Here is a 13,651-nt window from a genome sequence, read left to right as displayed (position 1 = left end):
GCATTGAGCCTGTTGTGTTCCTCGCACCGGTTTTAGTTCGAACCAGAAAGGAAGTCTGATGTCTCGCAATGTTTCAGAACAGTTGCTGGAGATTCTGATTGAGGCCGGTGTCACCCAGGTGTTTGGTGTCATCGGTGATGCGTTGAATGCTTTCGCGCAGGCGATTCACAATCATGAACAGGTAGAATGGATCGGCGTACGGCACGAAGGGAATGCCAGCTATGCCGCTTTTGCCCAGGCAGAGTTGAGCGGGAACCTGGCCGTCTGTGCCGGGACCGTGGGACCCGGGGCACTGCACCTGATCAATGGTCTGTATAATGCGAAGCGCGAACGCAGCCCGGTGCTGGCGATTACGGGGCAGGTACCGGTTTCACAGATCGGGACCAGTTTTCACCAGGAAGTCGACCTGGAAAAAATCTACTCTGACGTCTGCGATTATCAGGCTGTGATTCGTTCCCCCGAAGAAGCCCCACGGGTGATTCTGCGGGCGATCAAGGAGGCACTCAGCAATCGGTCGGTCAGCCGGATCGAGCTGCCGGCGGACATTGCCGAAATGCCCTGTGCGGGGGATGATTTTATTCACCCGCTGATCCGCTCGCTGGCCACGCTGGTACCGGCCGAAGAACAGATGCAGCAACTGGCAGAGCTGATTCAAGCGCACCGGGAGAAACGAATTTCGATTCTGGCAGGAGCCGGCTGCCGGGAGGCCCGCGCGGAAGTGCTGGAACTGGCGGAGAAGCTGCAGGCACCAATCACGCATTCGCTGCGGGCCTGTGATATCTTCGATCATGACTGTCCTCACGTGGCGGGGCTGACGGGGCTGATCGGGAATCCGTCGGGCTATCACGCGGTGATGAATACGGACCTGCTCATGCTGCTGGGGACCGATTTCCCTTACACCGAATATCTGCTGCACGACTGCACCGTGGTGCAGATCGATACTCATCTGCCCCGCATCGGAAACCGGGTCGGCGTGAACCTGGGAATTCACGCCGACATCAAGGCGACGCTCACACAACTGTTGCCGCATGTGGAATCGCACGGCCCGTCGGAATTCCACGACAAGATTGTGGGCAGTTTCGAAGACTGGCGACAGGAGATGCGGCAGGATGCGGATCCGGACCGCGATCGTGAGCCGCTGCATCCGCAGATCTTTGCAGGTCTGATTAACGAGCACGCCAGCGACGATGCGATCTTCGTGGTGGATACGGGGACGATCACGGTTTGGGCGGCGCGGCATATTTCGTTTCATTCGGAGCGACGGATGATTGGTTCGTTCAATCACGGCTCGATGGCGGTCGGCCTGCCCGCGGCGCTGGGAGCCCAGTTACTCTATCCGGAACGCGAAGTCTGGGCGCTGGTCGGGGATGGTGCGTTTACGATGGCGATGCAGGACTGGATCACGATCGCCAATCGTGGCCTGCCGATCAAGATGCTGGTGCTGCACAATTCGAGCCTGGACCTGGTTAAGCTGGAAATGGAAGTCGCAGGCATCGTTCCCGAAAAAGATGTCCTCGAAATCGATGTGCCTGATCTGGCGGAATATTCACGCTGGTGCGGCGCTAAGGGCGTGCATGTTGAACATGCCAAAGATATCGAGGCGGCGATCAAGGCGGCCAAAGCAGCAGAGTCGCCGTTTCTGATCGATGCGGTGGTCACCAACGGCGAACTGTCGATGCCCCCCAAAGTGAAAGTTGCCCAGGCGACAGGGATGGCGGAGAGCAAGCTCAAGCAGGCCTGGATGGCGCTGAGTGGCGATCACGAGCAGTGGAATAATATCAAGGAAGAACTGGCGGCCTATTTCGACAGCAGTGATTAACGGCGCGCAGAGTCGTAGAGCGGTTTTCAGAGGAGGCAGTTTGCTTTCAATGTGGGTCACGGTATACTGACTGATGGCACGCGGGTTGAAAAGCCGGTCTTCCGGGATCGGGATATGAACCTGATTGGGAAGACCGACGGTCTTCAATCGAATCTGTTAACCGCTGATCTGACTCGAGGAGCCTCTCATGCGAGTTCGTGCGCCCCTGCTGTGCCTGTCTTTTCTCTTGCTTCTGTCCGGTCTTCTGTCTGCGGAGGATCCGGCTCATATCGGTTCGCGGCGGGAGCTGTTCGTTGACGACTGGATGATTCACAGTCTGAAAAACGCCCGCCAGGAACTGCATCACCCCGTGCCCCAGGAAGTGGCGATCACCTACGATGCCCCGGCCGAGGGGAACATCAGTTATTATGTCCGCATTCTGAAAGATGGCGACCTGTACCGCATGTATTACCGCGGTGCCCATCACGACTGGAGCAAAGGCAAGGTGACGCACCAGGTGGTTTGTTATGCCGAGAGCGACGATGCGATCCACTGGCGGAAGCCAGACCTGGGGCTGTTCGAGTTCAACGGTTCGAAGAAGAATAATGTGATCTGGACGGGAACCGGCGCGCATAATTTTTCGCCGTTCCTGGATACGAATCCCCAGTGTAAGCCCGCTGAGAAGTTTAAGGCCCTGGGGAGCGGGAAGGGGGGCCTGTATGCGTTCGCCTCTGCCGACGGCATTCACTGGCGACTGCTGAAAGAGAAGCCGGTGATCACCAAGGGGGCCTTCGATTCACAGAACCTGGCATTCTGGGATGAGCACCGGGGCCGTTATGTCGATTTTCATCGCGGCTTCACCAACGGCGTGCGGGCGATTATGACTTGTACTTCGGATGATTTTGTGAACTGGACGACGCCGGCGTTCATCGATATCAAAGACTCGCCGTCGCAGCACCTCTATACGAATGCGACGATCGCCTATCCCCGGGCACCGCACCTGTTCCTGGCGTTTCCCAAGCGGTTCGTGCCGAGTCGCAAGGCGGCCTGGCACCCGGATCCGAAAAACAATCACCCCGGCGTCAGTGACGGCGTGCTGATGACGAGCCGGGACGGTATGCACTGGAACCGCTGGGACGAAGCCTTCCTCCGTCCGGGGCAGAACCGGGAACGCTGGTGGCAGCGGAATAACCACATCGCCTGGGGCATCACCACGACACCGAGCCCGCTCCCCGGTCACGTGCCGGAACTGTCGCTGTATGCGATTGAGAATTACTACGTCGGTCCCTGCCGACTGCGCCGTTTCTGTAAACAACGGTCAGAAAACGTAGCGCGTGCCGGTTGAAAACCGTAGCGCTGTCTGTGCAGGATTCGTCCTGATGTGGCTGTTTGGGGACGAATGCGTGGTCTTTTGTTATTTCGTCAGTCGCGGTTGCTTGCTTGAGCTTTTTGTGTGCCGCCGTTTGGCGTCCTGTAACCGGTAACTTTCACCAGTGGTTTCCAGGATATGGCAACGATGGGTGAGCCGGTCGAGTGTGGCCCCCGTCAGCCGTTCGCTGCCCAGGACCTCGGTCCAGTTTTCAAAGGGGAGATTGGTCGTTACGATCAGGCTGAAACGTTCGTAAGCCGTGCTGATCACGTCGAACAGCAACTCGGAGCCGAGTTTACTTGCGGGGACATATCCCAGTTCATCCAGAATCAGCAGATCGAGTTTCGCGAGCTGCTTTTTCAGGCGGGTTAACTCCCGCTGTTCGCGGGCTTCCATTAACTGGGTAATCAGTTCTGTGACCTGGTAAAAGCGGACCCGCTTTCCCTGGCCGCAGGCGGCAATCCCCAGGGCGACTGCCAGGTGCGTCTTGCCGGTGCCGGAATTGCCCACCAGCAGGATATTCTCCCGCTGCTCGATAAACTCACCCCGCATCAGTTCGCTGACCAGCAGTTTGTTGAGGCCGGGCTGGACCTGAAAATCGAACGTTTCCAGGGTCTTATACGTCGGGAACTTCGCGGCCTTCAGACGTCGTTCCGCGGCCCGGCGTTCCCGTTCAATCAGTTCCAGTTCACATAACTGTAACAGGAATCCCAGATGGTCGACATTGTCAGTGGCACAACGGGCGGCGATCTTTTCGCATTCTCTGAGGATGGTGGGCAGCCTCAGGTTCTTGAGATGGTGCTGCAGCAGCACCAGGCTTTTGGTTTGTTTTCTGGTCACGTTTAACCTCCGATTAACAGGGACTGGTAAGCAGAAACATCCGTCTGTGCCACCTGTACCAGCTTCAGGTGGGGACGGCCTTCCAGGCTGAACAGAGTCAGCGGTGACTCCTGCTGGTATTCCAGAATCAGGCGAATGGCAGAAGCGCGGGTCGCATCAATGTCCAGCGCGTATTCCACCGCACGCTTCAGTGCGGATAACGGATGGTGTTCCAGCAGGCGCAGCACCTTGATGAACTCCCGCGTGCCGTCTGACTGCAGTTCGGCTTCCAGCCGACGGCGGAGAATGCCCAGACAGACCGGCAGATCCCAGTCTTCCAGGGGGCGGGCATGATCAAAGCCTCCCGGCTTCCGTTCCAGTAAACTCAGGTAATGAATCGGGTTAAAACGGGTCTGTTCCCGTCCCCAGTCCCGCTGGTGCCGGGCGATTAACGTCTCTTCAAACAACAGCCGCACTTCGGTGATGGTGGCCACGATAGTGATCTGACGATGCGCGTATTTTGTGGGAACCGAGTAACTGTTGGTATCAAAGCGGACCAGCGACAGGGAGTCGGCGTGTGCCTGTCCCAGTCGGCAGGCTTCGAACGTCTGCTGTGGCAGGGGCCGCAGGAATTCCCGTTGTTCTTCCGCCAGCAGGCTCTGTTTGGGGGAAGCCTGTCCCCGCAACTGACGCTGCAGATCGTTCCGGCAGCATTGCACTAACTGCTCGTTCAGAGTCTCCAGGGAAGCAACCCGGGGAACGGGGACCAGGAAGTTGCTGCGGGCATAGTCCAGCAACCGCTCGACATGGCCTTTCTCATTCGGTCGTCGTACCAGACAGAAATGATCGTCAAACAGAAAGTGGCTTTTCAGACGCAGGAACTCGGTCGTTACTTTTCGCTCACGGTTCCCTACCAGACTGGCTACTGCGATTTTCGAGTTGTCATAGCTGATCCGCTGCGGTACACCGCCCAGAAATTCAAAGGCCCGCTTGTGTCCTTCCAGAAAGGCTTCCGTACATTCCCGGGGAAAGGCCTGGATAAAAATCGCGTCCGAATAAGGTAACGTCATCACAAACAGGGCGACTTTGGTCAGTGTTCCGTCCAGCCAGACATCGGCAAAGCCGAAGTCCACCTGGGCTTCGCCCGGGGGATGGCGGAGCGGCAGGAAAACCTCGCGGGACTGGGCTTTCCAGTCACGGATGGCTTCCCGGACGATCGTGATTCCACCGGAATACCCGTGTTCGTCCCGCAGACGTTCGAAGATGCGCTTCCCCGTATGGCGCTGTTTGCGATGCACGCTGCGGTCGTTCTGCAGAATCTCATGAATGATCGGCAGAAACGGCTCCAGCTTGGAAGGCCGGGGCTTAGTCAGCCGGTATCCCGGCGGCTCCGAGTAGGTCAGTATTTTTTGCAGCGTGTCCCAGTGAATACCGTACTCGTCACGAGCAGCACGTTGACTGATTTCTCCGGTCAGAACACGCCGACGGATCTCACCCCATAACTCCATATCTGTAATCACCCTTGCCCCCGCTGTTTCCGGATCAGAACTGACTCATATACTGAGAGTCTGACCCAAAACCAACAGGTGGTCATCTGGGCGCTACGTTTTTATACCGATTTGCCACTACCCGACAGGCGCTACGTTTTCTGGCCGCTGTTTACACTCCGCTTCACGAAGCTTCTGAATAATCTGCTCAACAGTAAATCGTTTTCTCGGCATCTTTCATACTCCCTAAACTATGTCCAAAATTGAAATAATACCACATTTCAGATGGACTCGGTTAAGGGGGCTAGGTCACTTGATAAGCGTTCAGAAGGTGAGGCTCTTTCCGCCGCATTGCGTTTAGCCCATATAACATCAGAGTATTATTATGTGCAAAACCTAAATGCATTTGAAGAGTGCTTCAAATGCATTATCAAAACGACGAAGGCTCGAATGCAACGAGATAATCGAAATATTCTATCAATTCCGCATCTGCATTTTTCAGCACATGGAAACGAAGACGGGCTAGTACTAACCGATAACGATTTTGTCCCTTGGGATGGGCTTAATATAATGCTCCTAGGACTCGGCAAAGCTACCGGTTACATAGGCCCTTCCGGCTATTGCTTGTTTCTTGCCACATTTTCAACATGCAATGGTGCATTTGCAAGTAAGATGTTCTTGAGCGAACCGCCGCGCGAATTCTCAACGAAGTTGTTTAACGGCGTGCCACCTAAGCCATGTATTGGCATCGTCGGACCAACTGAGAGCGTCTCTTGGTCCGATTCGCTAACGGCTTTCGTAACATTTTATCATTTGAATCTAACAAAACACGTACCAGCCCAGAAGGCCGTGAAAGTCATGAATGACGCTGCTGGATTAACAAATGTTTTTAGATGTTACGCACATGACCAAGGTGAATTGACTTGATCAATGAAGGTGCAACCGACCTCCCCCTAAACGGGCACATAAAACGCAAGTTACCTGATCAGTGTTAGCACGAGAGGGCTCTGATTGATGTCCGGGTAATCGCCGTTCCCCGGTCATGGGGTTGGTTTCAGGGGTGGTTGTTCGAATAAATACAGATGTCAAGAACCTTAAATATTTGGTTTCTTTCCAGGAAAACGACCCATCCGGATTCGGTTTCCTTCCGTTTATCAGTCACTTCTAGACGCTACCACCCACAGTATGGTACAGTTCAAAAATTGAAACTGACCGCTGCCAAGAGACTCGTTGTCTTGAGTTCACTCCCTGCGTTGAGTTTTTCGACCACTCCAGACGAGGTCGCTGCTATGAAGATGCTGGATACTTCATCGACCGATGATCTGCGGGGGCCGGTTCCTGACTGGCCGGTGACGAAGTCGCGGCTGGGGCTGCCGTATGGATTGGCCCGGGGGATTCTCGCGGCGATCGCCCTGGTGCTGGGGCTGGTCTGGCTGGCGGTGGAGAATGTGCAGAACGTCAATCCGGTCTATACTGTTGGATGTGGATTGGTGTTTGCATTTTTTGCTCTGCTGGTGATGCTGCTGCTCCCGTCACAACTGGCGAATCGGCGGTTTCTGCACGCGGCCGCAGAGATGCTGCCTGAGGTGCCCCGCACGCCGCTGCTGATCGCGAGCCCTTACGCCAACGGGGCGATCACCCATGAACTTGTGCAGACGCCGTCCAGTATCGTGCTCCAGCCGCGCGCGAATCCGTATGGAGCGATGCCCTGGTTCGGCTACCTGTGGCCGATTTTCACGGGGGTGGTGATGATCACGCTGGTCTGGACGCCTGCATTTTTCGCGGATCTTTCACTGTTCTGGAAGTATTTCTGGAAAACGGTCCTTACTCTGGGGCTGTGTCTGAATGTCTCGATCTTTGTGTGGATTGTCAGCCGGGCGTTTCGCAATCCCCCGGAGGGCCTCGCCGTGGTCGAAATCGATCAACTGCGCAACGTCTGTGTCATCACGCGGGAAGGGGAATCGATGACGATCGATGTGCGGCAGATACTCGCCGTGCAACTCTGTGCGGCCTGGCTGAAGATCGAGGATCTCGATCATGAGGACGATGACTACGACAACAAACAGAGTCATGGTGAGGTGGAACTCAACCTGGTCTGGTGGGACCGCCTGGGCCTGGAGCGGACGAACCTGATGAACCCTGGCTGGCAATATCACAAACTGGTGCCGATCGCGCGGACGCTCGCGGATGCGCTGGGGGTGCCGCTGCTGAACCACGCGACGTCGTCGCACTGGCGGGAAGAACGCGGGCGGGCGAAAAAACGACCGTTTATTGCCGTGGGGCGGGCCCGTCGATACGTGGCTGGTTGAGGGAGTGTGCTGGTGGGATGTGGTTCCCTTGGGAGTCTGATCTGGGATCAACGTCGCCAGGCGGGCGAACACATGGGTTCGCCCCTTGTATCTTACTGTTGACTGCCTGCTGTGATCGGCCCGAATTGTCTTGGGAGGGACCTGATTTCTACTCTTTCAGATTATCAATGACATCTAGAATTGAGTTCATTTGATTAACGACCTCGGAAACTTTGGAGAGGGGAAAGTTAAAACGGAAAATCAATTGAGAATCGATATTTGTTTCCAGGTATTTTTCATAATCCCTGATCATCATCTTAGTATAGCCATCATCGGGCGTTCGTCCTGAGACAGATACGATTGTTTTCTGGCGTGTAAAGGTCATCACAAGGACATCCTCTTCCGTTCTCAATTCCAGCGTTTCGCCATTTCGCAACCAATGAATTCTGGCTAAGTAATCACGCAGGGCGATGAATGACTGCAGAAAAAAGTAGTCTCCCGCCACATTAATGCGGTCTCCGATTCTCAGTTCACAGTCCGCTCGCAACAGTTTGGAGAATGGACTGTCATCGTCTTTGAAGTCCAGATAATAGAGTGGTTGAATTGTGAAAGAATCACTTTGGCTGATGCTGAAAATTACCTTGGAATCCGAAAAAATGGGATCGATGTGGTCTCCGCTCATGATTGTCTCCTGGTAATTTCCATGTGTTGAGTCGTGGTTAAAGTCTCAGACACGGATTGGAGAACAAAGTTCTCGGTTGCACAATCCGGATTGCACGCTTTGTGTCGTAAATCGAATCCGTTCAGTTTGACGATGTTCAGCTAGGGAGGTGGGGTGATTTTTCATAAAATGGCGCGTTGGGCCGGGGAGTCGTGTCCGGGGAATGTGGTTCCGTTGGGAGTCTGATCTGTAATCAACGTCGCCAGGCGGGCAGGCACACAGGCGCTGCCCCTACGTTGAGGTGGGGAAACGTTTTCTGATTTGCACTGTCGGACAAGCCGACAGATGGCACCCGGCGCGGATACCATTTCATTCATCAGTTAATCTGCGGGTGGCATGGAATGTCATTTGGGCCTGCCCGATTTCTGCTTCCGTTTCGGCGGGGCTGGTTCTGCGGGACTGAGTGACAGTTCGTGTCATTGATGGTAATAAACAGTTTTTATGCGGTCATAAGCGGTAAAAGTTGGCCAAAAACGGAGTGCATCGATGAGCAGTTGTTTTTCAAATCGTGCTGAAACCAGCGGGTTTTATGGTGTGTTTGTGTCATCGGTGCGGGATGTTTGAGTGAAAAGATAGTGTGCACTCGCGCGCGCGACGCAGAACAGGGTATTCTGGTCAGGCGCAGGTGCGTGTCCAGTCCAGTTTATTCAGTGGTGGGGGAAGATTTGTAGAGGTGGGAAAACGTTCTCTGATTTGCACTGTCGGACAAGCCGAGCAGTGGCACACGGGAGACCTTAGATTAGGCAGAGACAGATATTAGACTGAGGGGGAAATACAGGGATGAACAATTCAGGCTGTTGTCAGATTAGGGGCGACGTCTATAGTCCTGCAGATTTGTTTGATGACCGATTTTCAGGAGTGTGGAAATGTTTGGCTGGTTGCGACGTGATCCCCGGAAAAAGCTGGAGCAGGCGTATGCGCGAAAAATGGAACAGGCCCGTGATGCGCAGCGGAATGGCGATATTCAGGGATATGCCAGCCTGGTCGCTGAGTCGGAAGAGATCCTGCAGGAAATCGATCGACTGGCTGCGCAACAGGCCGGTTGACCAGCCACGCGGGGTGACTGGTCAACGAGTGCCTCAGGCGATGATCTCTTGAACGACGTTGCCGTAGATGTTGGTCAGGCGGAAGTCGCGGCCGCCGAAGCGGTAGACCAGCTTCTTGTGATCCAGACCGAGCAGGTGCAGCATGGTCGCGTGCAGATCGTGCAGGTGGACTTCTCCCTCGACGGTTTTGTAACCGAGGGCATCGGTGGCGCCGTGGGTGAGTCCCCCTTTGGTGCCGCCACCGGCGAGCCAGGCGGTGTAGCCGGTGGAGTTGTGATCGCGGCCGAGGGTCTCTTTGCCGGAGAGGACCTGGGTTTCGGGCTGACGTCCGAATTCACCACTCCAGAGGACCAGCGTTTCATCCAGCAGGCCGCGCTGTTTGAGGTCGGCGAGCAGGGCGGCGATCGGTTTGTCGATCGTCTCGGCTTTCGATTTGAATTTGTCGAGCCCGCTGTGGTGATCCCAGCCGGTGGTACTGACTTCCACAAAGCGGACACCGGCTTCACTCAGACGACGGGCCAGCAGGCACTGGCGGGCGAAGTCGTCGGTGGATTTCTCGTCGACGCCGTACATGTCGAGTGTGGCTTTCGACTCGCGGCTGAGATCCATGACTTCGGGAACCGCATCTCGCATCTGCTCGCTGAGGTTGAGCGAGTCGATCACGCCGCGGACGTCGGCGGTCTGGCCCAGAAGTTCTTCATTCATTTTCTGCGCGAGGGCCAGGGCACTGCGTTCCGGGTTGGCGGCCAGTCCGTGCTGCGACTGCAGGTTGCTGATGGACGCGGTCTTGATGGACTGACCGGACCAGCCGAGCCGCGTGGCCTGGAAGGTACTGGGGAGAAAGGCGCTGCCGTAATTCGCGGGACCGCCGAAGGTGCGGGTTGGCTTGATGGTGAAGAAGCCGGGCAGGTTCTGGTTTTCGGTGCCCAGTCCGTAGAGGACCCAGGCGCCCATGGAGGGCCGCTGGAATTTGAACTCGCCGGTATGCAGCATGGGGATGGCGATGGGATGGGCGCGGCTGGGGCCGGTCATCCCGTTGAGCATGCAGAGATCGTCGGCCTGCTGCGCCAGGTGCGGGAAGGCTTCCGAGATCCACATGCCGCTTTCGCCGTGCTGGGCGAAGTCATACAGCGGGGCGAGCAGTTTGCCCTTATTCTTTCCCTTCTTGCCGCCGTTGGCTTTGAGCTCGGGTTTATAGTCGAACGATTCAAACTGCGAGGGGCCGCCGTTGATGAACAGGAAGATGACCCGCTTCGCCTTGGGGGTGAAGTGGGCGATGCGGGGGGAAAGCAGACCGGCCTGGCTGGTCTGTGGAGCGAGTCCGGTCAGTGCGAGTCCGCCCACACTGCAGCTGGCCGCTTTGAGCCATTGACGTCGTGACAGTTGTGTATTTGCTGTTTCGTGTTTCATCGGAGGTGATCTCCTGTGTCAGTGTTCCAGGAAGGAGTGGGGAGGGATGATTTAACGGGCATCGACCAGGAACCGGAATTCCGCGGTCATGAACAGCGTCTGGAACCAGGCGGCCCAGGCGTCGACTTCAACGGTTTTACTTTTTGGATCACTCGACTGGCGAACCTGCTGTACCAGTTGCTGGGCACCAGTGCGTTCTTCTGGTGTGGGAGTTCGTCCGAGTGCACGACGCATGGCGAGGTCCACCCGGGCGGTATCGTCTTTGAGCTGTTTGTCAGCCAGCAGCCTCTGGGCCGCGTGATGCGCCTCGTCGGTAATGAACTGCGAATTCCGCAGGTAGAGGGCCTGTGCGGGGACGTTTGTCACGGCCCGGGTTCCGCTCACCAGACTGGGGGAGGGGAAGTCGAACAGGTCGAACAGTTCGGGAACGTAATCGCGGACGACCGGCAGGTAGACGCTACGGTAGTTGCTGGGAGGTTGCAGTTTTTCCAGGGGAATGCTGCGAGCCAGCTTGTCGCCCAGTGGTGTGACGGTTGAGCCGTTGGGGCGGTCGAGGATGAGTTGTCCGCTGACGGTGAGAATCGCATCGCGGATCGCTTCGGCTTCGAGACGCCGGGGAGTGGCCCGCCAGAGCAGGTGGTTTTCGGGATCGATTTCCAGGTTGGCCGGGTCGGGCGTGCTGCTCAACTGGTAGGTGCGGCTGAGGACGATCTGGCGGATCATGCGTTTGGTGGACCAGCCATCCTGCATGAATTGCAGGGCCAGGTCGTCGAGCAGTTCCGGATGGCTGGGCTGTTTGCCAATCAGGCCGAAGTTGTCGACAGTGGGGACCAGGCCGCGTCCGAAGAGATGGTACCAGATGCGGTTGACCATCACGCGGGCGGTGAGCGGGTTTTGCTCGCTGGTGATCCACTGGGCCAGTTCCAGGCGTCCGCTGTGACCGGCGGGGATTTTGGGCGTGTTGTCGATCTGGATGGCACTCAGGAAGCCACGGGGAACGACGTCCCCTTTTTCGCGGAAGTCGCCCCGTACGGCGATCCAGGTGTCGGCGGGTTTCTTGCGGTCGCGGGCGGTCATCGCGTATTGCGGTCGGGGAGCCGGATTCTTTTTGAGTTCCGCAACTTTGGTTTTCAAAGTCGTGACCTCACTGGTCAACTGGGCCACCTGAGCGTTGGCTTTATCGAGTTTCTCTTTTTTCTTGTCGACGTCGGCCTGCGACGGACCCTTAATGGCATTGGGTTTATCGGGATCAACGACGGTAGTGGCGACCAGTTGCTCATACTTCTTATGTGCAGAGGCGGCGAGTTTCTGATCGTCTTTCGCTTTTTTGAGGGCGGCTGTCTGTGTGGTCAGTTTCTTTTCGGTTTCCTGCAACTGTTTGTCGTAGGCTTCCGCAGCGGCGTGCAGGGCCGGTCCGTTTTCCCCGAGGGGGAGCAGATCGGTGGGGGTGTTGCTGTATTTCTGCTTGATCGTGCCGTACAGGGGTTCGGTGCTGAGGAAGATCCCGGCCAGGGAATAGTAGTCGGCGGTGGGGATCGGATCGAACTTGTGATCGTGACAGCGGGCACAGGAGACGGTCAGCGCCATGGTGGCCCGGCAGACGGTGTTGATCTGATCGTCGACGATATCCATCTGGAATTCGGTTCCGCGGGAATTGTGCCGCTTCGGACCGAAGGAGAGGATACTGGGGGCGATCCTGCGGGCTTCGATCGCTTGTGGAGATTCATGGGGTTGGGCCGGCAGCAGGTCTCCGGCGATCTGTTCCCGCAGGAAAATATCGTAAGGCTTGTCCTGGTTGAAGGAGTCGATGACGTAATTGCGGTAGGGCCAGGCATGGGGATAGGTGAAGTTGAATTCCATGCCGCTCGATTCCGCAAAACGGACGACGTCCAGCCAGTGGCGTCCCCAGCGTTCGCCGAACTGGGGAGAGGCGAGCAGTTGATCGACGAGCTTTGCGAGGGCGTTCGGTGATTTGTCGTTGAGGAAGGCGTCGATCTGCTCGGGAGTCGGGGGAAGGCCGATCAGATCATAATAGACGCGGCGGACGAGCGTCAGGCGGCTGGCATCTTTAACGGGTTTGACACCTTTCTGTTCCATGGCGGAGAGGGTGAAGCCATCGATGACCGCGTCGCGAGGCCAGGCGGTCTGTTTGACGGCGGGGGGCGCGACTTTGTGGGGCGGTACGAAGGCCCAGTGATTCTGGGCGTCCTGGTAGCGCTGTTCTTTGAGAGTGGGGCCAGTTTCGGTGCGAGTATCGGGGCAGCCCAGTTTGATCCATTCCTCGAACGCAGCGATGACGTCGTCCGAGAGCTTTTCTTCGGGGGGCATGCCCGAGACGCCGTCTTCGTGACGCAACATGCGAAGTAGAGAGCTGTGTTCCATATCATGGGGCTTGATCATCGGACCGGTGTCGCCGCCCCGCATCATGCCGGAGGGAGAGTCGAGTTCCAGACCGCCTTCGATGCTCTCACCCTTTTTCGAATGGCATTCGTAGCAGTACTTGACCAGGGCCGGTTCGATTTTGGATTCGAACAGCTGTTTGCCCTTGCTGGAGGGCGTTGCTGCGGAGGTTGGAAAAGCAGACACGGCCAGTGTGAGTGTCGAAACGAGACAAATCAACCAACGGTTCATCATCGCCGCCTTTCGTCATGTCTGTGGTGGGAAAGAAGCGGGCTGCCGACATGGAAGCAGGCCACTTTTCAGGTGGGAAATC

9 protein-coding genes are annotated in these 13,651 nt (G+C 56.6%); 4 read left to right on the top strand and 5 right to left on the bottom strand.

The window, feature by feature from the left end:
• The first annotated feature begins 58 nt into the window (after window positions 1–58).
• A complete protein-coding gene (locus Enr10x_RS14700; protein WP_145450390.1) occupies window positions 59–1,819 on the top strand; it encodes a thiamine pyrophosphate-dependent enzyme in 1,761 nt (586 codons plus the stop codon).
• Between the two features lie 187 nt (window positions 1,820–2,006).
• On the top strand, window positions 2,007–3,143 hold the full coding sequence (locus tag Enr10x_RS14695; protein WP_145450387.1) for a hypothetical protein: 1,137 nt from the start codon (window positions 2,007–2,009) through the stop codon (window positions 3,141–3,143).
• A 69-nt stretch (window positions 3,144–3,212) separates the two neighbouring features.
• Here the strand turns inward: Enr10x_RS14695 and istB are convergent, their stop codons facing one another.
• Entirely contained in the window at window positions 3,213–4,007 is a 795-nt protein-coding gene (gene istB / locus Enr10x_RS14690) for an IS21-like element helper ATPase IstB (protein WP_145447830.1), read from the bottom strand.
• Between the two features lie 2 nt (window positions 4,008–4,009).
• Complete coding sequence (gene istA, locus Enr10x_RS14685; RefSeq protein WP_145447831.1) at window positions 4,010–5,494, bottom strand: IS21 family transposase; 1,485 nt, start codon at window positions 5,492–5,494, stop codon at window positions 4,010–4,012.
• Window positions 5,495–6,708: 1,214 nt separating this feature from the next.
• Between istA and Enr10x_RS14675 the strand changes: the two genes are divergently transcribed.
• A complete protein-coding gene (locus Enr10x_RS14675) occupies window positions 6,709–7,782 on the top strand; it encodes a hypothetical protein (RefSeq protein WP_145450382.1) in 1,074 nt (357 codons plus the stop codon).
• 148 nt (window positions 7,783–7,930) lie between these two features.
• Here Enr10x_RS14675 and Enr10x_RS14670 read toward each other — a convergent pair whose 3' ends face one another.
• On the bottom strand, window positions 7,931–8,443 hold the full coding sequence (locus tag Enr10x_RS14670) for a hypothetical protein (protein ID WP_145450379.1): 513 nt from the start codon (window positions 8,441–8,443) through the stop codon (window positions 7,931–7,933).
• A 905-nt stretch (window positions 8,444–9,348) separates the two neighbouring features.
• Between Enr10x_RS14670 and Enr10x_RS14665 the strand changes: the two genes are divergently transcribed.
• Window positions 9,349–9,528 carry a DUF6435 family protein gene (locus Enr10x_RS14665; RefSeq protein ID WP_145106440.1) on the top strand — a complete coding sequence of 60 codons (180 nt, stop codon included), beginning with the start codon at window positions 9,349–9,351 and terminating at the stop codon, window positions 9,526–9,528.
• 33 nt (window positions 9,529–9,561) lie between these two features.
• Here the strand turns inward: Enr10x_RS14665 and Enr10x_RS14660 are convergent, their stop codons facing one another.
• Both Enr10x_RS14660 and Enr10x_RS14655 read right to left on the bottom strand, forming a co-directional pair.
• On the bottom strand, window positions 9,562–10,938 hold the full coding sequence (locus Enr10x_RS14660) for a DUF1501 domain-containing protein (protein WP_145450376.1): 1,377 nt from the start codon (window positions 10,936–10,938) through the stop codon (window positions 9,562–9,564).
• Between the two features lie 51 nt (window positions 10,939–10,989).
• A complete protein-coding gene (locus Enr10x_RS14655) occupies window positions 10,990–13,572 on the bottom strand; it encodes a DUF1553 domain-containing protein (RefSeq protein WP_145450373.1) in 2,583 nt (860 codons plus the stop codon).
• Between the last annotated feature and the right edge of the window lie 79 nt (window positions 13,573–13,651).

The sequence above is a fragment of the Gimesia panareensis genome, from assembly GCF_007748155.1.
GTDB classification, from domain to species: Bacteria; Planctomycetota; Planctomycetia; order Planctomycetales; family Planctomycetaceae; genus Gimesia; species Gimesia panareensis.
Note: the sequence above shows the minus strand (reverse complement) of the source record. Positions and strands in the feature narration are given on the sequence as shown.